This window comes from Thalassovita sp. (genome assembly GCF_034670005.1).
In the GTDB taxonomy this organism is placed as follows: Bacteria; Pseudomonadota; Alphaproteobacteria; order Rhodobacterales; family Rhodobacteraceae; genus Thalassobius.
In genome coordinates this window covers 137,579-156,216 of record NZ_JAXMOH010000003.1, presented here as the reverse complement: position 1 = coordinate 156,216, position 18,638 = coordinate 137,579, and the positions used below count along the sequence as shown (strand labels likewise).

Below are 18,638 nucleotides of genomic sequence, written 5' to 3'. Positions count from 1 at the left end.
AAAATACTCCGGGGGAGTTGCCCATCGGGCGACGGGGGCAGCGCCCCCAATCTCCTTGCACCGGCTTAGATGCCGCAGTCGATGATCGCCTTGGCCAGAACCGGTACGGAATCCTTATTCAGCCCGGCGATGTTCAGGCGGGAATCCCCGACCATGTAAATCGCATGTTCCTCGCGAAGCTTGTCAACCATTTCCGGCGTGGTTCCGAGGCGCGAAAACATACCGCGATGCTGCGCAAGGAAGGCAAAACGATCCGATCCGGACAGCCGTTGCAATTCACCGGCCAACTGTTCGCGCAGGCCCAGCATTGACAGCCGGACCTGTTCCAGCTCTGCCGCCCAGTCAGCGCGCAGCTCGGGGTCCTGCAGGATCATCGTGACCACCCGCGCGCCGTGGTCGGGCGGGAAGGAATAGTTCTGACGGTTGAGGTAATTCAGCGTCCCCTGGGTCAGACCGCGCAGGCCCTTGTCCTGTGCCACCGCCATCAGGATGCCGGTGCGTTCCCGGTAGACGCCGAAATTCTTCGAACAACTGGCCGCGATCAGGCATTCCGGCACGCTGGAGGCCACCAACCGGGTGGCGGCCGCGTCTTCTTCCAGCCCGTCGCCAAAGCCCTGATAGGCAATGTCGATCATCGGGGTTGCGCCGGTTTTCAACAGCGCGTCAACCACCATCTGCCATTGAATCAGGTTCAGGTTGGCGCCGGTCGGATTGTGGCAGCAGCCATGCAGCAACACCACATCGCCCGGCTTGGCCTGCGCCAGATCTTCCATCATGCCTTCGAAATCGATGCCGCCGGTATCGCTGTCGAAATAGCGGTATTCGACCATCGGCATCTTCATGAACTTCAGGATGCTGATATGGTTCGGCCATGTCGGATTCGACACAAAGATACGCGCGTCCGGATTGGCCATGCGGACCATCTCAAAAGCTTGACGGCACGCCCCGGTGCCCCCCGGTGTCGCTGCAGCAGCAACGTTTTCGCGCGCCACCGTATCGCCCAGCACAAGGCTGATCATCGCATCGGCAAAGGCCGGATCACCGGCCAGACCGACATAAGACTTGGTTTCCTGGGTTTCCCAAAGCTGTTTTTCAGCGGCCTTCACGGCACGCATCACCGGGGTGACACCCTCGGCATTCTTGTAAACGCCGACGCCCAGATCGATTTTTTGCGGCCGCGGATCGTCCTTGTAGAGCTGCATCAGCGCAAGGATTTTGTCTCCGGGTTGTTCTTTCAGATTGCTGAACATGTCTTAAGATTCTCCAGTGGCGACAGGCAAGGTGGGGAAAGCGCCCCATTCGGTCCAGGACCCGTCATAAAGCGCGTGATCGGTTTTTCCCATCCGTTCCAGCGCAAGGCAAAGGATGGCGGCAGTCACGCCGGTGCCGCAGGTGGTGATGACAGGCTTGCCCAGATCGACATTGGCGGCGTCGAACACGGCGCGGATCGCATCGCGTGGCTTCATTGTGCCGTCGGATTGCAGAAGTTCTGTAAACGGGACGTTCTTCGATCCCGGAATATGACCACGGCGCAGCCCGGCACGGGGTTCGTCGACATCGCCCCGAAACCGTTCAGCCGAACGCGCATCCACGATTTCATAATCGCCCAGCTTTGAGGCCGAGGAAACCTGGGTCACATCCTTAACCATATGGGCTTGGCGCCGCACAGTCATGTGGCGGTCGCGTACGATCGGCGGCAAATCTTCGACCTCGCGTCCTTCGGCGATCCATTTCTTCAGCCCGCCGTCCAGCACCGCGATATTGTCCTGCCCCATTAGCCGGAACAACCACCAGACACGGGCGGCGGAATAGATCCCTGCGGAATCGTAGACCACCACCTGATGACCATCGCCGACGCCCATGGCGCGCAACCGGCTCATGAACTTTTCCACCGGCGGCACCATATGCGGCAGCTCGGAGCGGTGATCGCTGATTTCATCGATATGGAAAAACCGCGCGTTGGGAATATGGGCCATTTCATATTCCGCCCGGGTGTCGCGCGTTTCGCCGACGAAAGGCGTGCTCGCGTCCAGAATGCGCAGATCCGGATCTTTCAGATGCGCCGCCAGCCAGTCGGTTGAAACCAGTGTCTTGGGATCGTCAATTGCCATGAGGGCCCCCTTAGATAACTCACCTGTTTGCCTACAATGCGGCGGCCAAGCTGACAAGAGCGGGCACCGACCGGAAATCCACCCCGACGCGTCATTTTGCGAAAAACGGGCTGTACCGTCGGCTTTCCTAGTGTCGGTAAGCACGGGACGACCGGTAGCCTATCCCCCTTGGCGCAACAGCCTTTGTTTCTGGCGACCCCAATCGCGCTTGGCCTCGGTATCGCGCTTGTCGTGCGATTTCTTACCCTTGGCGATCCCGATCTTCAGCTTCACCAACCCTCTGTGGTTGAAATACAGCACCAGAGGAACCAGCGTCATACCCTTGCGCTGCGTCGCGCTCCACATTTTGGCCAGCTGTTTCTTTGAAACCAGCAACTTGCGCCGACGGCGTTCCTCGTGCCCCCAGGTTCGAGCCGGTTCGTATGGCGCGATATAGGAATTGATCAGCCACAGCTCGCCATCTTCAACATTGGCATAGCTTTCGGCGATATTGGCAGAGTTTTCGCGTAGGGATTTGACCTCGGAGCCTTGCAGAATGATGCCGCATTCGATGTCTTCTTCGATGGCATAATCATACCGTGCCCGCCGATTTTCGGCGATGACTTTGTAATTGGGGTCTGACTTTGTTTGCGCCATTGGAGTTGTCTATCGGGCCTTGCCCTGCCTGTCCATCTGAAGGCTGTATTTAGGTGCAATTGGCGTGAAAACCAAGCCCGCCGCACCATTGGATGAAATCGCGCTTCAGGCTTTTACAAAGACCCTGCTTGGATGCAGTTCGCCTGCCTTGTAAACGCCGACTGCCACGGCCTCGCCATCAAAAGAGGCCCAGCATTCTTCGCCAAATTCAACGTCATGAGCGATCACCATGCCGGGATTGCCGTTGCGCATCCGCGTCGCGCCTTCAGCGGTGGCCTTAACCTCGGGCAGATCTGCCAGCCCCTGTTCCACCGGACGCAGGTAGTCGTCCAGTTCGGGCGTGCGGGCCATCGCTTCCAACTGGTCCCAGGTAAGACCGTCCTCTGCATCAAACGGACCCGACCAGATCCGGCGCAGCCGCTGAACGTGACCATAACAGCCAAGTTTTTCGCCCAGATCGCGGGCGATGGCACGAACATAGCCGCCCTTGCCACAGACCATTTCCAATTCGACATGATCGGCATCGGGGCGATCGGTCAATGTCAGTTCTTCAACCCACAAGGGCCGGGCAGCAATTTCGAACTCCTCGTCCGCGCGCGCCAGTTTATAAGCGCGCTGGCCGTCGATTTTTACCGCCGAGAACTTCGGCGGCACCTGCATGATGTCGCCCAGAAAACCGCTCAGCGCCTCTTTGATGTCGTCATCCGTAGGGCGCATGTCGTTGGACGCAATCACTTCACCCTCGGCATCGTCGGTATTGGTGGCCTGCCCCAAGCGCACGGTAAACCGATAGGCTTTCAGCGCGTCGGTGATGTAAGGCACGGTCTTGGTGGCTTCGCCCAAGGCTATGGCCAGCACCCCGGTGGCTTCGGGGTCCAGAGTACCGGCATGACCCGCCTTGTTGGCGTTCAGCGCCCAGCGCACCTTGTTTACCACGGCGGATGAGGTCACCCCGGCGGGTTTGTCAATAACCAGCCAACCCGAAATATCCCGTCCCTTACGTCTGCGCGCCATGATGTGTCCTGAACTGATGCAATGGGCGGGCGGCCTAACTCATGGCCGCCAGCCTGTCAATTTTACTCTGCCTGACGCGGCGCAACGATTCCGACAATAGGACCCAGCGGCAGGCCCGGATCATTGCGCTGCAGCGTTGGCGCATAGATTCGCGACACTTTCCCGTCGAAATAAAGCGCCTGAGGCAATTTCAGCCCATCGCGAAACAGCCGTCCGAATTCGTGGAAAGTGACCCGTTCATTGGAAATCGCAAACACCGCGCGGTCCCCGGAATCTGTCGTGCCAACCCCGTTGCGGATATAGCGCGATGTACTGTCGATCAGGAACCGAGCATGCAATGCGCCGTCAATGACCAGCATCGGACCCGATTGGGTAGCGAAAAGACAATCGGGATGGTCCGTCAGATAGCGATACGTTTCGTAAACTCGCGCCACTTTGGAACCGATACAAAACACGCCATTTGGAAGCAGTCCAAAATTACCCGGGCTGGCACCTTCGATCACCGCCTGCTGCTGAACGCCGTTTTCCAGATAATGGCCGACGGGCTGCCGGTCGGGATGATACATCCCTGCATTCATCGCAAAGAGCAGCGTTTCGTCATTTTGCTCCAAGGCTGCCTCAACCCGGTTGAACATCCCCAGTATTTGGCCTTCGTCGTCGCGCAGGAACAACCGCAGTTCTTCACGCGCGGGATCAGCTTCGCAGATCGTGTAGGAATGGCCGTCAAAATTCACATTCTGGCAATCGACTGCGCCAACGACAGAGCCGAACAAGGACAGTGCAACCGACAGAGCCGGGAATACCCGGGCCGTGATCATTCCTTGTCCAGATCGCGGCGCACGTCCTCGCGGTCGAGCAGACGGCGGGTTTCATCCATCCGATCAAAAGTGTCATCCAGCAGAAACCGCAGTTCGGGCGCGTGTTTCAGCCCGCATTTGCGGCCAATGATCCGGCGCAGTTCCCATTGGTTGCGCGCCAGCGCCTTGATCGCCTCGTCGCCGTTCTTGCCGCCAAGCGGCAGCACGAAACATGTCGCCACCCGCAGGTCGGGCGACGTGCGCACCTCGCCCACTGTGATCGACATGCGGTTGAGGTCGGGATCGTGGATATCGCCGCGCATCAACACATCGGACATCGTCCGGCGGATCAGTTCCCCGACCCTGAGTTGTCGTGTGCTGGGGCCGCCCCCATGAGAATAGTTACCTTTTGCCATGTCCCCGCACTTAAGCCTTCCGCCTCCCTTTGCCAAGCGGGCAATGCTTCGCTATGCAGGCGCAAAGCAGTTATCGGAGCGGAGCCATGACCAATTTGCCGGGGATCGTGATTACAGGAGCATCGGGCCGGATGGGCCAGATGCTGATCAAGACCGTGCAGGACAGCGCCAAGGCCCGGCTGGTGGGTGTGGTGGAACGCCCCGGCCATGACTGGATCGGCCATGACGTGGGCGAATGCATGGGCGGCGGCGCAGTTGGCGTAGCAGTCAGCGACGATCCGCTGGAGCTTTTCGCTCATGCTCAGGCAGTGATCGACTTCACCTCGCCGGCGGCAACAGTGGAATTTGCAGCCCTCGCCGCACAGGCCCGAGCGGTACATGTAATCGGCACCACCGGATTAAGCGATGAAGACCTGAAGAAAATCAACGCGGCCGCCCGCCACGCGACAGTGATCCGAGCAGGGAACATGTCACTGGGTGTGAACCTGTTGGTCCAACTGACCAAAACCGTCGCCGCCGCACTGGACGAAGATTTCGATATCGAGGTGATCGAGGCGCATCATAACAAGAAGGTCGACGCACCGTCGGGCACCGCACTGATGCTGGGCGAAGCCGCCGCAGAAGGCCGTGGCGTATCATTGGAAAACGTTGCCGACCGCGGCCGCGACGGCATCACCGGCGCACGTGAACAGGGCCATATCGGGTTCAGTGCGATTCGCGGTGGCGATATTGTCGGCGAACACGACGTGCTGTTCGCAGCAGCCGGTGAACGCATTGTGCTGCGCCACATTGCCACCGACCGGGCCATCTTTGCGCGTGGTGCGCTGAAGGCGGCGCTTTGGGGACAGACCAAGGGTCCGGGCGAATATAACATGATGGATGTGCTGGGCCTATAAGGGGTGAGCCGCAGTCGGCACGGGGCTTGCAAGCCCCGCCGTGACGTCGCTCAATTCACGTAAGGCCCATGATACGTACTTCCGCCCTTCTTGTCGCGCTTCTGTGCACCCTGCCAACATTCGCATCAGGCTTCAGCGCACTAAACGACCGCGACAGCTTTCTGCAGATGATCGAAGGCCGGAAACTGCGCCAATTCCTTGTCTGGATCAGGTTCGACACTCTGGGCCAGATCAAGGGCCGCGCCTGGGGTCGTCCGGTTCTTGGCAACTGGTATTGGCAAGATAAAAAGCTGTGCAAGCGGGTATTCTGGGGCACCACCGACAAAGGGGAAACCTGCGTCAAGGTCCGGATCGGCGCGGACAGAGTCCTGTTCATCCCCGACAAGGGCGAAGGTCAGATCGAGGAATATATTCTGGACTGATGCGCCTGTTGACCGTAACGCTTTGTTTTCCTCCTGTTTGCAGGGGCGATGAACGCGGTATCAGAATGGGGAACTGACGATTCAGCGGGTCAGAGACGTTCGTTTAGCGTCGCCAAGCCATAAGGCGCTAACACCTTTTGGGAATGAATCAGATTTGTGCTAGGTGTATGCTGCGGCTAGGCTGAAAGATGCCGGGAGGCAGCGACCATGAACGCGTCACGGAACGACCGGATCTATGTGCTGACCCGAATAGTCGCGGCTGTAATAATTCCATTCCTTTTGCTGGCTTTCCTGATCTTATTCTTTTTCCCAGAGGAATCAGGCGAGAGGTTCGCCTATAAAATCACGCCATCCGTGATGGCGGCCTATGTCGGGGCGGGATATCTTGGTGGGGCATATCTTTTTGCGCATGTCCTCTTCGGGAAATGCTGGCATCGCGTGGCTTTGGGCTTTCCCCCGGTTACTGCCTTCACGATCAGCATGTTGCTTGTGACTTTCCTGCACTGGAACCGCTATTCTATCGATGACCTGCCATTTCAGCTTTGGCTTGGCCTATACTTGGTGACGCCGGTACTTGTTCCGGCGCTATGGCTCTACAATCGTGGGACCGACCCTCGCCTGCCCGAACCCGGGGATGTCGAGGTTGCCCATGCGTTCCGTATCGCGGTGCGGTTGTTTGGCTTGGCGATGGCGGCGATTGTCGTCGCGGGCTTCATCCGTCCCGGCGCGTTAATAGCGTTCTGGCCATGGCCGCTTTCCGATCTCACGGCCCGGCTATTGTCCGGTTGGGGAGCTTTGCTTGCCGTTGCGAACATCTATATCTCGTTCGAATCGCGCTGGAGCGCTTGGCGCGTCGGCGTAGAAAGCATCGCCCTTTGGCATGCGCTTTTCCTTGTGGCCGCCTTTATGAATCCGCAAGATTTCGATGGCGGCAGGCTGGCGAACTGGTACGTGATCAGCGTCATCGCTGTTCTCGTACTGATGGCGATTGCCTATTGGGCGATGGAGACGCAGCGACACCGCAAATTGCGAGCGCTGGACTGATCCAACAGACATGCGGCTGTGCAGAAGCCAGCTTCGCTCACCTTCCAGACCTCTGGTTTCAGCCACCCCAACCTCAAAAATCGATTGCGATGCCCTTCTTTTCCCAATCGCCATAGCGCACCGGTTCCGGGCCGTCGCGCCCGCCCAATTCCTTGGGCATGTTTTTCGCCTCGGCTTCGGCTTTCTTGCGGCGTTCCTCGGCCTCGGCCAGCGCACGGATGGCGGCGGCGGGCAGGTCTTTGCGGGTCTCGCTCATTGCGTCTCTTCCTCTTGGCGTCGCCCCTTGATATACGCCCCCATCCTAAAAGAGCAAAGAGACCCATGTCGCCCCAGCCCAAACAAACCGCCCGTAGTGCCGCCCTGACCCTGTTGAACGAGGTGCTGGGCGAAAACCGGTTGATGTCCGAACTGCTGGGACAGGGAGTTTTACAGGGGCTGGACCCAGCCGACCGGGCGCGGGCGCAGCGGCTGGCATTGGAAACGATGCGTGGGCTGGAACGGGCCGACCGGCTGTTGCAGAAACACCTGCGAAAGAATCCGCCGCTAAGTGTGCGCAACGTCCTGCGGCTGGCCACTGTGGAACTGTGTCAGGGTGGCGATGCCCACGGCGTGGTCAATGAGGCGGTTAACCTGACCGCCCAGGACAAGCGCACCCAACCGATGAAGGGCATGGTCAATGCGGTACTGCGCAAGATCGCGGCGACCGGGCCCGAAGCTTGGACCCATTTGCGCGCGCCAAGGCTGCCAAAATGGCTGCGCGATCCTTTGGTGATGGCCTATAGCGGCGATGTGGTAGCGGGGTTCGAACAGGCCCATTTCAACGGTGCACCGCTGGATCTGACCGCCAAGAGTGACGCCGAAGCAGTGGCGGCAGCCACCGGCGGCACCCTGTTGCCGACCGGATCGGTGCGGTTGCAGCAGGCCGGTCAGGTTTCGGCCTTGCCGGGATTTGATGCCGGGGACTGGTGGGTACAGGATGCCGCCGCCGCCCTGCCTGCCAAGGTGCTGAATGCGCAACCCGGCGAAATCGTTCTCGACATGTGCGCCGCACCGGGTGGCAAGACCATGCAACTGGCCGCGACCGGGGCCGATGTGACCGCGATTGACCTGTCGGAATCACGGATTGCCCGGGTGGCGGAAAATCTGACCCGCACCGGGTTACAGGCCCGGCTGATCACCGGCGACGCGCTGGATCACCAGGGCCGGTACGACGCGATCTTGCTTGATGCGCCTTGTTCGGCCACCGGCACGATCCGGCGTCATCCTGATCTGCCGCTGGCCAAAGACGGGTCGGAATTCGGTGCCCTGATCGATTTGCAGGAACAGATGATCGATCATGCTCTGACCTTGCTGAAACCGGGCGGACGGTTGGTTTTCTGTACCTGTTCGCTGCTGCCGGACGAAGGCGAATGCCAGGCCGAAGACGCATTGTCCCGCCATCCCGATCTGAAAATCGACCGCAGCAGGCTGGACTTGCCCGGCGTCGATCCGGACTGGATTACAGAAGAAGGCGGGTTACGCCTGCGCCCCGATTACTGGGCCGAACAGGGCGGGATGGACGGGTTCTATATGGCCTGCCTGACAACCTAACCGGGCTGAATTCCCGCCGTCCCGGTTTTCATCGGTGACAGATGCCATGTTGCGGGTTATCCTCGCGCCAATTCCGCCGTCAGAGCGCAAGAGGCAGAGCTGATGTCCCATCGCAAAGGTTTATCGGCGCGTACTGCGCGCTGGATGCACCACCTGCATGCGCGGTGGAGCAGCCTTGCGCGCCCTGCCACTGGATTCGTCAGCCAACCGGAACCACGCACCATCGGGTCCTTCGCCCGGGGGCGGCAATTGCTGGCAGGAAATTACTTGTTCGCCGGCCATCTGATCGAAGCCAAGGGAGTGCGGCTTTGGGATATCGACGCCCCCGATACGATGTTCGAGGCAGAAACCCACGGCTTTGTCTGGCTTGACGATCTGGCCGCCGTGGGCGATCCGCAAACCCGCGACCTGGCTTCCGACTGGCTGTGGTCATGGATTGACCGTTACGGCACTGGCAAAGGTCCGGGTTGGACGCCCGACCTGACCGGTCGCCGCATCATCCGCTGGATTCACCACGCCCTGTTCGTGCTGCGTGGTCAGGATAAGGACGCCTCCGAAGCGTTTTACCGGTCACTGGCGCATCAGACGATTTTCCTTAACCGGCGCTGGCACAAGGCGACCTCGGGCCTGCCCCGGTTCGAGGCGCTGACCGGGCTGATCTATGCCGGACTGGCGCTGGAAGGCATGGAAAAACACGTGTCCCCGGCCGTTAAAGCCCTGGAAAGGGAATGCCGGACCCAAGTGGACGATCAGGGCGGCATCCCGACCCGCAATCCAGAAGAGCTACTGGAAGTCTTCACCCTGCTGACATGGACTGCGGCGGCCTTGCTGGAAACCGACCATCGGGTCGGGCGGGAACACGCCGCCGCGATAGAACGGATCGCGCCGACCCTGCGCACACTGCGCCATGCAGATGGTGGGTTGGCGCGTTTTCATGGCGGCGGGCGCGGCATCGAAGGACGACTTGACGCGGCGCTGGCGGCCTCGGGGGTAAAGGACCGGCATTTCGACGGCCTTGCGATGGGTTATGCAAGGCTCAGCGCCGGGCGCACCAGCATCATCATCGACGCCGCCGCGCCGCCCGGAGCCAGGGCGTCGGGCAACGCCCATGCCTCGACCCTGGCGTTCGAGCTCACTTCGGGCCGTCGTCCACTGGTGGTCAATTGCGGATCAGGTGCGGTATTCGGGGCCGAATGGCGCCGGGCCGGACGCGCTACGCCCAGCCATTCCACCCTATCCATCGAGGGCTACTCCAGTTCACGCTTCGGGGCCAGCACAGCGAAAACCGACATGTTGGTCGACGTACCGAGAAACGTACCGGTGCAATTGTCTCAGGCCTCGGACGGGGTGCGTTTTGAGGGCGGACAAGACGGCTATGTCAAAACCCACGGGTTGACCCATGCCCGTACGCTGGAATTGACATTCGACGGACGCGGCGTGGTCGGCGAAGACCTGCTGGTCGCCATTGAACCGGCAGCGCGGCAAAAGTTCGACAAGGCAATGACGCGGTCGCAGCTGCAAGGCGTGCCGTTTCAGGTTCGGTTTCATCTGCACCCCGAGGTCGATGCCACCATCGACATGGGCGGGGCGGCGATTTCGCTGGCGCTGAAAAGCGGCGAATTATGGGTGTTCCGGCACGACGCCAAGATGAATATGGCGCTGGAGCCGTCGGTTTATCTGGAAAAAGGCCGTTTACGACCCCGTGCGACCAAACAAATCGTTTTATCCGGTCGCGCAATGGATTATGCGACGCGCACCCGGTGGTCGCTTGCCAAAGCGCAAGACACGCCAATCAGCATCCGCGACCTGAACCGGGACGAGCCGGACCTGACCTGAACCAAGCAGAGAGCTGCCCTATGACCGACCTATACCCCGTGCGCCGCGCGCTGATTTCCGTATCCGACAAAACCGGCCTGATCGCGCTGGCCAAAGCCTTGTCCGACCGCGGGGTGGAACTGCTCTCCACCGGCGGCAGCGCCAAGGCAATGCGCGAGGCGGGGCTGGAGGTCAAGGATGTGGCCGAGGTCACCGGTTTCCCCGAAATGATGGACGGCCGGGTCAAGACGCTGCACCCCAAGGTGCATGGCGGTCTGCTGGCGCTACGCGACAACGCGGATCACGTCGCCGCGATGGACGAACACGGCATTGGCGGCATCGACCTGCTGGTGGTGAACCTCTACCCGTTCGAGGAAACCGTGGCCAAGGGTGCCGATTACGACACCTGCATCGAAAACATCGATATCGGCGGTCCGGCGATGATCCGCGCCGCAGCCAAAAACCACGGTTTCGTCACCACCGTTGTGGATGTCGAGGATTACGACGCGCTGCTGGCCGAGCTGGACGCCAATGACGGCCAGACCTCCCGCGCCTTCCGGCAGAAGCTGGCGCAGATCGCCTATGCCCGCACCGGCGCTTACGACGCTGCCGTCAGCACCTGGATGGCCAATGCGATCGGCGAAGAAACCCCGCGCCGCCGCGTTTTTGCCGGCACTTTCGCGCAATCGCTGCGCTATGGCGAAAACTCGCATCAGAAGGCGGCCTTCTACACCGACGGGTCGAACCGCCCCGGTGTTGCCGTGGCCAAGCAGTTGCAGGGCAAGGAACTGAGCTACAACAACATCAACGACACCGACGCGGCGTTCGAACTGGTGTCGGAATTCGCGGCCCAGGACGGCCCGGCCTGCGCCATCATCAAACACGCCAACCCTTGCGGCGTGGCCCGTGGCGCAACGCTGGAAGACGCCTATTCCAACGCCTTCGACTGCGACCGCACCTCGGCTTTCGGTGGCATCGTGGCGCTGAACCAACCGTTGGATGCGGCCACCGCGACCAAGATCACCGAGATCTTCACCGAAGTCGTCATTGCGCCGGGCGCGGATGAGGCGGCGCAGGAAATCTTTGCCAAGAAAAAGAACCTGCGCCTGCTGATTACACCGGAACTGGCCGATACTTCGGCCCCCGGCCTGACCTATCGCCAGGTGTCGGGCGGTATGTTGGTGCAGGACCGCGACAACGGTTTCATCGGCATGGACGACCTGAAGGTGGTGACCAAGATCGCGCCGACCGATGAACAGATGAAAGACCTGCTGTTCGCCTGGAAAGTCGCCAAGCACGTCAAGTCGAATGCCATCGTCTACGTCAAGGATGGTGCCACAGTCGGCGTCGGCGCGGGCCAGATGAGCAGGGTCGATTCGGCACTGATCGCCGCCAAGAAGGCCGAACGCATGGCCGAGGCCCTGGGCTTGGCCGAGCCGCTTACCAAGGGGTCGGCCGTGGCCTCCGACGCGTTCTTCCCCTTCGCCGACGGCCTGCTGGAAGCGGCTGCCGCCGGCGCGTCCTGCGTCATCCAGCCGGGCGGGTCGATGCGCGACGACGAGGTGATCGCGGCCGCCGACGAAGCGGGCCTGGCAATGGTCTTGACCGGCATGCGGCATTTCCGTCATTGAATCGTAAAGAAAAAGCAATGGTTTCTGGCGTGTCTGTGCTAAACTCGCCTGAAACCGCCAAAAAAAGAGGCGCCACAGCGCCCGGCATCGAGGACGAGCAGATGATCACCGTGTTCTGGGCAGGGTTCTGGACCTTTCTGGCCGATCAGGCCAGTAAATATATAGTCGTGCATATGCTGAATCTGCGTCTGCGCGGGGAACTAGACATTTTTCCCCCGTTTCTGAACCTGCGTATGGCGTGGAATTACGGCGTCAATTTCGGGCTGTTTTCGCAAAGTTCCAATCTGGTCCGTTGGGGCCTGATCGCATTGGCGCTGATTATCTGCATGGCCGTGCTTTGGTGGGTAGGTCGGGACCGGCCCGGTCGGATCGGGCTGGTTTCTGCGGGCCTGCTGATCGGCGGTGCCTTGGGCAATGTGGTAGACCGCCTGCTATACGGTGCCGTCGCCGATTTCATCAACATGTCCTGCTGTGGCATTTCCAACCCCTACGCTTTTAATGTGGCCGATATCGCTATCTTCATCGGCGCTTTTGGGCTGGTTCTTTGGGGCGGAACAAAAAAGGCCGCGTGACGGGGCCGAAACAATCGGCTAAGACGGGTTCGGATGTTTCTGGAGGGTGGCAATGCCGCGCGCGTGGTTGTTGATCGCAGGTCTGGTCCTGGCGGCCTGTTCGGGGGAGGAACGGGATATTTCCCTGCGCGATCTGCGCTCTTTCACCGATGGACCAGATGAGTTCTCAATCCTTCCAGGCAAGGAATTGCAGGCCCCGAAAGATTACACGGCCCTACCGGCACCAACACCGGGCGGTAGCAACCTGACCGATCAGGATCCGCTTGGAGATGGCATCGCGGCGCTTGGCGGACGCGCATCTGCCCGGCAACCGGGGGCGGGTATTCCGGCCGCCGATAGTGCCTTGGTCAATCATTCAAGCCGCAAAGGCGTACCGTCCGATATCCGCGAAACGCTCGCTGCAGAAGACGAAGATTTCCGCCGCCGCAAGTCGCGTTTCACCAAGATTCGCATCGTCAAGGTCGACCGCTATGCCCAAGCCTATGAGCGACAAAAGCTAAACGCCCATGCGGAGCAGGACTCGTGGCGCCGTCGTGGCGTCGCCACCCCCACTGCACCGCCCTACGACCGCTAAGCACCGGCCAAACAAAAAAATTACCAATCGCGCCGCGTTGTGGAACCCGGTGCGCAGGAATGCTTCGAGCCGAAATATCGGGTGAAAAAGCCCACATCGCGGGGATGACCGCCGATGGCCGCGCTTCACAAATCGGAACCAACCACTTCACATCCTCGTAACCGCCCTTGCAGCCCCCCGATGAGCGCGTATCTTGCCGTTGATCGACAGGAGAACCGCCATGATCCGTTTCGTTTTAGGATTTGCCGCATTCATCGCGGCCAGTTTACCGGCCTTAGCTGACGATCAAGTCAGCAATTTCAAACTGGACAACGGAATGGAGGTAGTGGTCATCGAAGACCACCGCGCACCTGTCGTCGTTCAGATGGTTTGGTACCGGGCCGGGTCGGCGGATGAACCAATCGGGCAATCCGGGGTGGCGCATTTCCTGGAACACCTTCTGTTCAAAGGCACCGACAAGCTGGCACCGGGTGAATTTTCCGCCACCGTCGCCAAGAATGGCGGCCGTGACAATGCTTTCACCAGCTATGACTACACTGCCTATCATCAACGCGTCGCCGCCGACCGGCTGGAACTTATGATGCAGATGGAAAGCGACCGGATGGTTAATCTGCGATTGACCGAAAAGGACATTGCCACCGAACGCGATGTGATTCTGGAAGAACGCAACATGCGCACCGAAAACAATCCTTCAGCGTTGTTCCGGGAACAGAAATCGGCAGTGCAATATCTCAATCATCGTTATGGCGTGCCGGTGATCGGCTGGCGCCACGAAATGGAAGACCTGAGCCTTGAAGATGCGTTGTCTTTCTACGGCACCTACTATTCCCCCAATAATGCCATCCTGGTTGTAGCTGGTGATGTGGCCCCGGACGAAGTCAGAACCCTGGCCGATAAATATTACGGTGCGATCCCCGCCAATCCCGATCTGCCGAAAACGCGCTATCGAAGCCAGGAACCGCCGCAGACCGCCGAACGGCGACTGATTTATCGCGATGCGCGGGTGGCACAACCGTATGTCAGCCGGTCCTATCTGGCGCCCGAACGCGATCACGGCGCACAGGAAAAAGCTGCGGCTCTGACTCTGCTGGCCGAGGTTCTGGGTGGCGGCCAGACGTCCGTATTGGCCGAAAAATTGCAATTCGAAAGCAAGACAGCGGTCTATGTCGGCTCATTTTACAAAGGCACGTCGCTGGATGACACAACCTTTGATCTGGTCGTGGTTCCAGCCCCCGGCGTGACATTGCAACAAGCCGAAGATGCGATGGATAAGACCCTGGCCGAGTTTCTGAAGACCGGCATCGACCCGGAACAGCTTGAACGGATAAAGACCCAGATTCGCGCTTCGGAAATCTATGCCCGCGACGATGTTCAGGGACTGGCAAATCGCTATGGGCGCGCGTTGACGCAGGGCTTGACGGTCGGGGATGTGCAGGACTGGCCCGATATTTTGCAGGCAGTCAGTGCCGATGACATCATGGCCGCCGCCAGGGAAGTTTTGGACCGGCGCCAATCCGTCACCGGCTGGATGACGACCGAAGAGGTGACCCAATGACCCTACGTCTGATCGCTTTGATTTTCGCGGTGTTCACTGCTTTGCCCGCCGCAGCCGCTGTCGACATTCAGGCCGTGACTTCCAAGGGGGGGTTCAACGCCTGGCTGGTGGAAAACCATTCCATTCCCTTTGTGTCGCTGGAAATCCGCTTCAAGGGTGGGGCGTCGCTGGACCTGCCAGGCAAGAAAGGTGCGACCAATCTGATGGTTGGCCTGCTGGAAGAAGGCGCCGGGGATATGGATGCCCGCGCCTTCGCGCGTGCCACCGAATCGTTGGCCACCAGTTTCGGTTTCAACCTGAGCGATGACGCGGTATCTGTGTCGGCACGGTTCCTGACCGAAAACCGCGATCAGACGATGACACTGCTGCGCGATGCATTAATCCATCCCCGTTTCGATCCTGATGCGGTCGAACGCGTGCGCACACAGGTTTTGTCCAACATCAAGTCGGATCTGAAAAGCCCCCGTGATATTGCCAGCCGCGCATTCCAAACGATGGTCTTTGGTGACCATCCCTATGGTCAGCCGCAAAGTGGCACCTTGGAAAGCGTTGCTGCGTTGACCCGCGACGATCTGATCGCGGCGCATCAGTCGGCGCTGGCCAAGGACCGGGTCTTTATCTCGGCGGTGGGGGACATCGACGCGGACGAGCTTGCCACTTTGATGGATGGCCTGTTGGCCGAACTTCCCGAAAAAGGGGCGCCTCTGGTCGGAGCAGCGATGCTGAATTTCCCCGGCGGGGTCAAGGTGGTGCCGTTCGACACGCCACAATCGGTAGCGATTTTCGGTCAGAAGGGCATCGACCGTGAAGACCCGGATTTCTTTGCTGCTTTCGTGTTGGACAACATTCTGGGTGGTGGGTCATTCGAAAGCCGCCTGATGCAGGAAGTACGGGAAAAACGCGGGCTGACCTATGGTATTTACAGTTTCCTGGCCGACAAGGATCAGGCCAAGCTGTGGATGGGATCGGTGGCGTCGGCCAATGACCGGATTGCACAGGCTGTGCAGGTAATCCGCGATGAATGGGTCCGGCTGGCCGAAAACGGAGTGACCCAGCAGGAACTCGACGATTCAAAAACCTACCTGACCGGGGTCTATCCGCTGCGTTTCGACAGCAATTCCGCCATCGCCAATATCATGGTTGCAATGCAGATGAGCGATATGCCGATCGACTATATCGCCACTCGGAACGACATGGTGAATGCGGTAACGCTTGACGATGTGAACCGGGTGGCGAAGCGGTTGCTCGATCCCGAACATCTGAGCTTCGTCGTGGTAGGACAGCCCGAAGGTTTGGCCGCGACTGACTGAACCAGTCGATTGAGGGGCCACGTAAAACCCGTGTAACCGGACCAGAATATTCAGGGACGTTGCGCCGCTGTCTTAGGACAATTCACCGATCACGTCCTGCAGAGCGCGGGCGCAGAGGATGATATCGGCGGCTTCGCCGTCTTCTGCGCTCATCGAATTGCCCTCGACATCCATCCAGACCGGCGCGCCGGAACCGCTCACGGTGTCATGAAAGGCAATGCTCAGGCTGGTCTGATCGCCGTTCAGGGTCACAACATCTTCGCCATCGATTTCGATCGTGGTGGTGTCGGTCTCCTCGTCATAGGTGCTCAGCAAACCGTTGACCGCGTCTTCGGTGGTGAAGTCTTCGGTGTAGTAACCTTCATGCACCGGGAAATCGATTTCCAACTGGTCTTCTCCGGCGGTAAAATCGGTGATCTCGGAGGCGTCTGCGCCCTGCGGGTAGGTCGCACCAAAGGCATGGAACAGATCGTCCCCTTCGCCACCGGTGGCCACGGTGCCCTGACCCATCCACAACTCATCATTGCCCGCGCCGCCATTCAAAACGTCGCCAGCGTCATCCACACGGGTCAGATCACCGGGATAATGGTTCCAGTCGTCGCCGAAGCTTTCGTCATTGCCGCTGAACAGCGCGTCATCGCCAGCGCCCCCTTCGATCGTGTCGGCACCTTCACCGCCAAAGATGCTGTCATCGCCATTGGTGCCGGTCAGGTCATCAGACCCATTGCCACCAGTCAGCCATTCGCCCTCTTCAATCGGCTCATCCGCAACCTGTTCTGCTACCGCTTCCGCAGCGACGACCTGCACATCCTCGACCAGCTCTTCCTCGGGCGCTTCTTCTTCGAATAGCGAAACGTCGAGCATGATGTCCTGCTCGTCCTCGATCATCTCGTCTTCGTGGCTAGATGCCATCATGTCTTCGTCGCCGCTGTCGCCCGCACCATCGACCAGAGCGAAAGACCCAACCAACAGAGTACCGAGCATCAAAAGGAAAGACATGGTAGAACCTCAAGCATACATACGTTTCAACTTAGGACATGTTGTACCACTACTTTCGAGTCGACCTGAGTCATCTAACTGACGACGAAAGCCGGAAATCCAACAGGACCAAAGTCCGGCTTGCCGCCTCCCGACCGGTACAAGGGTCGTGGATTCAGGGCATAATCTCTGGGGTTTCAGGGAAAATCAGACCACTCAGCCAGCATCACGACGGCTCGACCTTATGCCGTCACCTATCGTTACTCCCCCATCGCGCGATGTTGTGTCCTGCTGATTCCCGCTGGCACCGTTGAAAACCAGGTCGCACCCCCTTTTTCTGTCAAACCCAGGACCGTCCAGACCATGGTTGTTGCGCAAACCCGGCAAATCCGGTCAAACAGGGTGTATGATTTCGCGCGATTTTCAAAAAGGCGACGCTCAGTCGACCGCCCTCTATTCCGATTGCGAACGATATCGCTATCGGCTGACCCGGATCTGGGACCCGGCGGGACGCAAGGCTCTTTTCATCATGCTGAACCCGTCAACCGCAACAGAAATTCAGAACGATCCCACCGTGGAACGCTGCGAACGCCGCGCCCGGACGCTTGGGTTCGGGGCCTTCGCGGTCACCAATATCTTTGCCTGGCGCGACACCGATCCCAAACATTTGCGTGCCGCGAAATACCCGATCGGGCCTGAAAACGATCGCATCCTCACCGAAAGCTGTGACTGGGCAGATCAGATCATTGCCGGTTGGGGCAGCCATGGCGACCATAGGGGCCGCGGCACATATGTAGCGAGTTTGCTACGCGAACAGGGGCATCCGGTTTACCATCTTGGCCTGACCAAGGCCGGCCATCCGAGGCACCCTCTCTACATCGCCTATCGTCAACAGCCGCAATTATGGGATATCCCGTCGTGACCCAAACGCCCGACACATCCGATCAAAACAACCAAAGCGATCAGAAAGAGGCGACAGCTGCGATCCAGCAACTGACCCTTGAGGTCAAAAAATTGAACAGTCACAAATTCATAACTGTGCAAAATTCGATGTACCGGCTGATCCTGATGCAATTCGCCCGTGGCTTGGCCTTCGGATTGGGATCGATTCTGGGGGCCTCTTTGCTGGTATCCATCCTCACCTGGTGGCTATCGCAATTCGAATTCTTGCCGATTATCGGCGACTGGATGGCGATGCTGGCCAGCGAATTCGAACGCGCTACAGGGAATGGTTCGAACGTTAACCAGTAGATCCGATAGGTTTTGACCAACCCTTT

20 protein-coding genes are annotated in these 18,638 nt (G+C 59.4%); 12 read left to right on the top strand and 8 right to left on the bottom strand.

Annotated features, from left to right (window positions below; genetic code table 11):
• Nucleotides 1-65: 65 nt before the first annotated feature.
• The 6 genes from VOI23_RS08255 to rbfA all read right to left on the bottom strand — a co-directional run bounded on the left by VOI23_RS08255 (nucleotide 66) and on the right by rbfA (nucleotide 4,974).
• Nucleotides 66-1,250: an amino acid aminotransferase gene (locus VOI23_RS08255; RefSeq protein ID WP_323784013.1), complete on the bottom strand. Its 1,185-nt coding sequence runs from the start codon at nucleotides 1,248-1,250 to the stop codon at nucleotides 66-68.
• Nucleotides 1,251-1,253: 3 nt separating this feature from the next.
• Nucleotides 1,254-2,111 (bottom strand): 3-mercaptopyruvate sulfurtransferase, encoded by an 858-nt coding sequence (gene sseA / locus VOI23_RS08250; protein ID WP_323784011.1) that lies wholly within the window; start codon nucleotides 2,109-2,111, stop codon nucleotides 1,254-1,256.
• A gap of 159 nt (nucleotides 2,112-2,270) precedes the next feature.
• Nucleotides 2,271-2,747: an SsrA-binding protein SmpB gene (gene smpB, locus VOI23_RS08245; RefSeq protein ID WP_323784009.1), complete on the bottom strand. Its 477-nt coding sequence runs from the start codon at nucleotides 2,745-2,747 to the stop codon at nucleotides 2,271-2,273.
• A gap of 105 nt (nucleotides 2,748-2,852) precedes the next feature.
• The gene (gene truB, locus VOI23_RS08240; RefSeq protein ID WP_323784008.1) at nucleotides 2,853-3,761 is read right to left on the bottom strand and encodes a tRNA pseudouridine(55) synthase TruB; all 909 of its coding nucleotides are present in this window, start codon (nucleotides 3,759-3,761) and stop codon (nucleotides 2,853-2,855) included.
• Nucleotides 3,762-3,823: 62 nt separating this feature from the next.
• A complete protein-coding gene (locus tag VOI23_RS08235; RefSeq protein WP_323784006.1) occupies nucleotides 3,824-4,579 on the bottom strand; it encodes a phosphodiester glycosidase family protein in 756 nt (251 codons plus the stop codon).
• A complete protein-coding gene (gene rbfA, locus VOI23_RS08230; protein ID WP_323784004.1) occupies nucleotides 4,576-4,974 on the bottom strand; it encodes a 30S ribosome-binding factor RbfA in 399 nt (132 codons plus the stop codon). Before rbfA ends, VOI23_RS08235 begins: the two co-directional genes overlap by 4 nt.
• A gap of 86 nt (nucleotides 4,975-5,060) precedes the next feature.
• On the opposite strand from rbfA, the gene dapB reads away from it, so the two are divergent.
• The 3 genes from dapB (at nucleotide 5,061) to VOI23_RS08215 (ending at nucleotide 7,336) form a co-directional block, all read left to right on the top strand.
• The gene (gene dapB, locus VOI23_RS08225) at nucleotides 5,061-5,870 is read left to right on the top strand and encodes a 4-hydroxy-tetrahydrodipicolinate reductase (protein WP_323784002.1); all 810 of its coding nucleotides are present in this window, start codon (nucleotides 5,061-5,063) and stop codon (nucleotides 5,868-5,870) included.
• 68 nt (nucleotides 5,871-5,938) lie between these two features.
• Nucleotides 5,939-6,292, top strand: a complete 354-nt coding sequence (locus VOI23_RS08220) for a hypothetical protein (RefSeq protein WP_323784000.1) — start codon at nucleotides 5,939-5,941, stop codon at nucleotides 6,290-6,292.
• A 279-nt stretch (nucleotides 6,293-6,571) separates the two neighbouring features.
• Entirely contained in the window at nucleotides 6,572-7,336 is a 765-nt protein-coding gene (locus tag VOI23_RS08215; RefSeq protein WP_323783998.1) for a hypothetical protein, read from the top strand.
• A gap of 73 nt (nucleotides 7,337-7,409) precedes the next feature.
• On the opposite strand, the gene VOI23_RS08210 is transcribed toward VOI23_RS08215, so the two are convergent.
• Nucleotides 7,410-7,592, bottom strand: coding sequence for a DUF1674 domain-containing protein (locus VOI23_RS08210; protein ID WP_323783996.1), 183 nt, complete (start codon nucleotides 7,590-7,592; stop codon nucleotides 7,410-7,412).
• A gap of 65 nt (nucleotides 7,593-7,657) precedes the next feature.
• Between VOI23_RS08210 and VOI23_RS08205 the strand changes: the two genes are divergently transcribed.
• The 7 genes from VOI23_RS08205 (at nucleotide 7,658) to VOI23_RS08175 (ending at nucleotide 16,383) form a co-directional block, all read left to right on the top strand.
• Nucleotides 7,658-8,926, top strand: a complete 1,269-nt coding sequence (locus VOI23_RS08205) for an RsmB/NOP family class I SAM-dependent RNA methyltransferase (RefSeq protein ID WP_323783994.1) — start codon at nucleotides 7,658-7,660, stop codon at nucleotides 8,924-8,926.
• A gap of 102 nt (nucleotides 8,927-9,028) precedes the next feature.
• A complete protein-coding gene (locus VOI23_RS08200; RefSeq protein WP_323783992.1) occupies nucleotides 9,029-10,762 on the top strand; it encodes a heparinase II/III family protein in 1,734 nt (577 codons plus the stop codon).
• A 20-nt stretch (nucleotides 10,763-10,782) separates the two neighbouring features.
• A complete protein-coding gene (gene purH / locus VOI23_RS08195) occupies nucleotides 10,783-12,372 on the top strand; it encodes a bifunctional phosphoribosylaminoimidazolecarboxamide formyltransferase/IMP cyclohydrolase (RefSeq protein WP_323783990.1) in 1,590 nt (529 codons plus the stop codon).
• A gap of 101 nt (nucleotides 12,373-12,473) precedes the next feature.
• The gene (gene lspA, locus VOI23_RS08190; RefSeq protein ID WP_323783989.1) at nucleotides 12,474-12,944 is read left to right on the top strand and encodes a signal peptidase II; all 471 of its coding nucleotides are present in this window, start codon (nucleotides 12,474-12,476) and stop codon (nucleotides 12,942-12,944) included.
• A gap of 52 nt (nucleotides 12,945-12,996) precedes the next feature.
• A complete protein-coding gene (locus tag VOI23_RS08185; RefSeq protein WP_323783986.1) occupies nucleotides 12,997-13,518 on the top strand; it encodes a DUF3035 domain-containing protein in 522 nt (173 codons plus the stop codon).
• 220 nt (nucleotides 13,519-13,738) lie between these two features.
• Nucleotides 13,739-15,073: a pitrilysin family protein gene (locus VOI23_RS08180; protein WP_323783984.1), complete on the top strand. Its 1,335-nt coding sequence runs from the start codon at nucleotides 13,739-13,741 to the stop codon at nucleotides 15,071-15,073.
• Nucleotides 15,070-16,383, top strand: a complete 1,314-nt coding sequence (locus VOI23_RS08175; RefSeq protein ID WP_323783982.1) for a pitrilysin family protein — start codon at nucleotides 15,070-15,072, stop codon at nucleotides 16,381-16,383. The genes VOI23_RS08180 and VOI23_RS08175 overlap by 4 nt, the downstream gene beginning before the upstream one ends.
• 72 nt (nucleotides 16,384-16,455) lie before the next feature.
• Here VOI23_RS08175 and VOI23_RS08170 read toward each other — a convergent pair whose 3' ends face one another.
• Nucleotides 16,456-17,382, bottom strand: coding sequence for a calcium-binding protein (locus VOI23_RS08170; protein ID WP_323783980.1), 927 nt, complete (start codon nucleotides 17,380-17,382; stop codon nucleotides 16,456-16,458).
• Nucleotides 17,383-17,767: 385 nt separating this feature from the next.
• Between VOI23_RS08170 and VOI23_RS08165 the strand changes: the two genes are divergently transcribed.
• Together VOI23_RS08165 and VOI23_RS08160 are read left to right on the top strand one after the other, a co-directional pair.
• Nucleotides 17,768-18,283 (top strand): DUF1643 domain-containing protein, encoded by a 516-nt coding sequence (locus VOI23_RS08165; protein ID WP_323783978.1) that lies wholly within the window; start codon nucleotides 17,768-17,770, stop codon nucleotides 18,281-18,283.
• Nucleotides 18,280-18,612 (top strand): DUF5665 domain-containing protein, encoded by a 333-nt coding sequence (locus VOI23_RS08160; protein ID WP_323783976.1) that lies wholly within the window; start codon nucleotides 18,280-18,282, stop codon nucleotides 18,610-18,612. Before VOI23_RS08165 ends, VOI23_RS08160 begins: the two co-directional genes overlap by 4 nt.
• The last annotated feature ends 26 nt before the right edge of the window (nucleotides 18,613-18,638 follow it).

Coding starts and splice junctions, on each gene's coding strand:
- VOI23_RS08255 (WP_323784013.1), bottom strand. CDS start 1,250: ATGTTCAGCAATCTGAAAGAACAACCCGGAGACAAAATCCTTGCGCTG.
- sseA (WP_323784011.1), bottom strand. CDS start 2,111: ATGGCAATTGACGATCCCAAGACACTGGTTTCAACCGACTGGCTGGCG.
- smpB (WP_323784009.1), bottom strand. CDS start 2,747: ATGGCGCAAACAAAGTCAGACCCCAATTACAAAGTCATCGCCGAAAAT.
- truB (WP_323784008.1), bottom strand. CDS start 3,761: ATGGCGCGCAGACGTAAGGGACGGGATATTTCGGGTTGGCTGGTTATT.
- VOI23_RS08235 (WP_323784006.1), bottom strand. CDS start 4,579: ATGATCACGGCCCGGGTATTCCCGGCTCTGTCGGTTGCACTGTCCTTG.
- rbfA (WP_323784004.1), bottom strand. CDS start 4,974: ATGGCAAAAGGTAACTATTCTCATGGGGGCGGCCCCAGCACACGACAA.
- dapB (WP_323784002.1), top strand. CDS start 5,061: ATGACCAATTTGCCGGGGATCGTGATTACAGGAGCATCGGGCCGGATG.
- VOI23_RS08220 (WP_323784000.1), top strand. CDS start 5,939: ATGATACGTACTTCCGCCCTTCTTGTCGCGCTTCTGTGCACCCTGCCA.
- VOI23_RS08210 (WP_323783996.1), bottom strand. CDS start 7,592: ATGAGCGAGACCCGCAAAGACCTGCCCGCCGCCGCCATCCGTGCGCTG.
- VOI23_RS08205 (WP_323783994.1), top strand. CDS start 7,658: ATGTCGCCCCAGCCCAAACAAACCGCCCGTAGTGCCGCCCTGACCCTG.
- VOI23_RS08200 (WP_323783992.1), top strand. CDS start 9,029: ATGTCCCATCGCAAAGGTTTATCGGCGCGTACTGCGCGCTGGATGCAC.
- purH (WP_323783990.1), top strand. CDS start 10,783: ATGACCGACCTATACCCCGTGCGCCGCGCGCTGATTTCCGTATCCGAC.
- lspA (WP_323783989.1), top strand. CDS start 12,474: ATGATCACCGTGTTCTGGGCAGGGTTCTGGACCTTTCTGGCCGATCAG.
- VOI23_RS08185 (WP_323783986.1), top strand. CDS start 12,997: ATGCCGCGCGCGTGGTTGTTGATCGCAGGTCTGGTCCTGGCGGCCTGT.
- VOI23_RS08180 (WP_323783984.1), top strand. CDS start 13,739: ATGATCCGTTTCGTTTTAGGATTTGCCGCATTCATCGCGGCCAGTTTA.
- VOI23_RS08175 (WP_323783982.1), top strand. CDS start 15,070: ATGACCCTACGTCTGATCGCTTTGATTTTCGCGGTGTTCACTGCTTTG.
- VOI23_RS08170 (WP_323783980.1), bottom strand. CDS start 17,382: ATGTCTTTCCTTTTGATGCTCGGTACTCTGTTGGTTGGGTCTTTCGCT.
- VOI23_RS08165 (WP_323783978.1), top strand. CDS start 17,768: ATGATTTCGCGCGATTTTCAAAAAGGCGACGCTCAGTCGACCGCCCTC.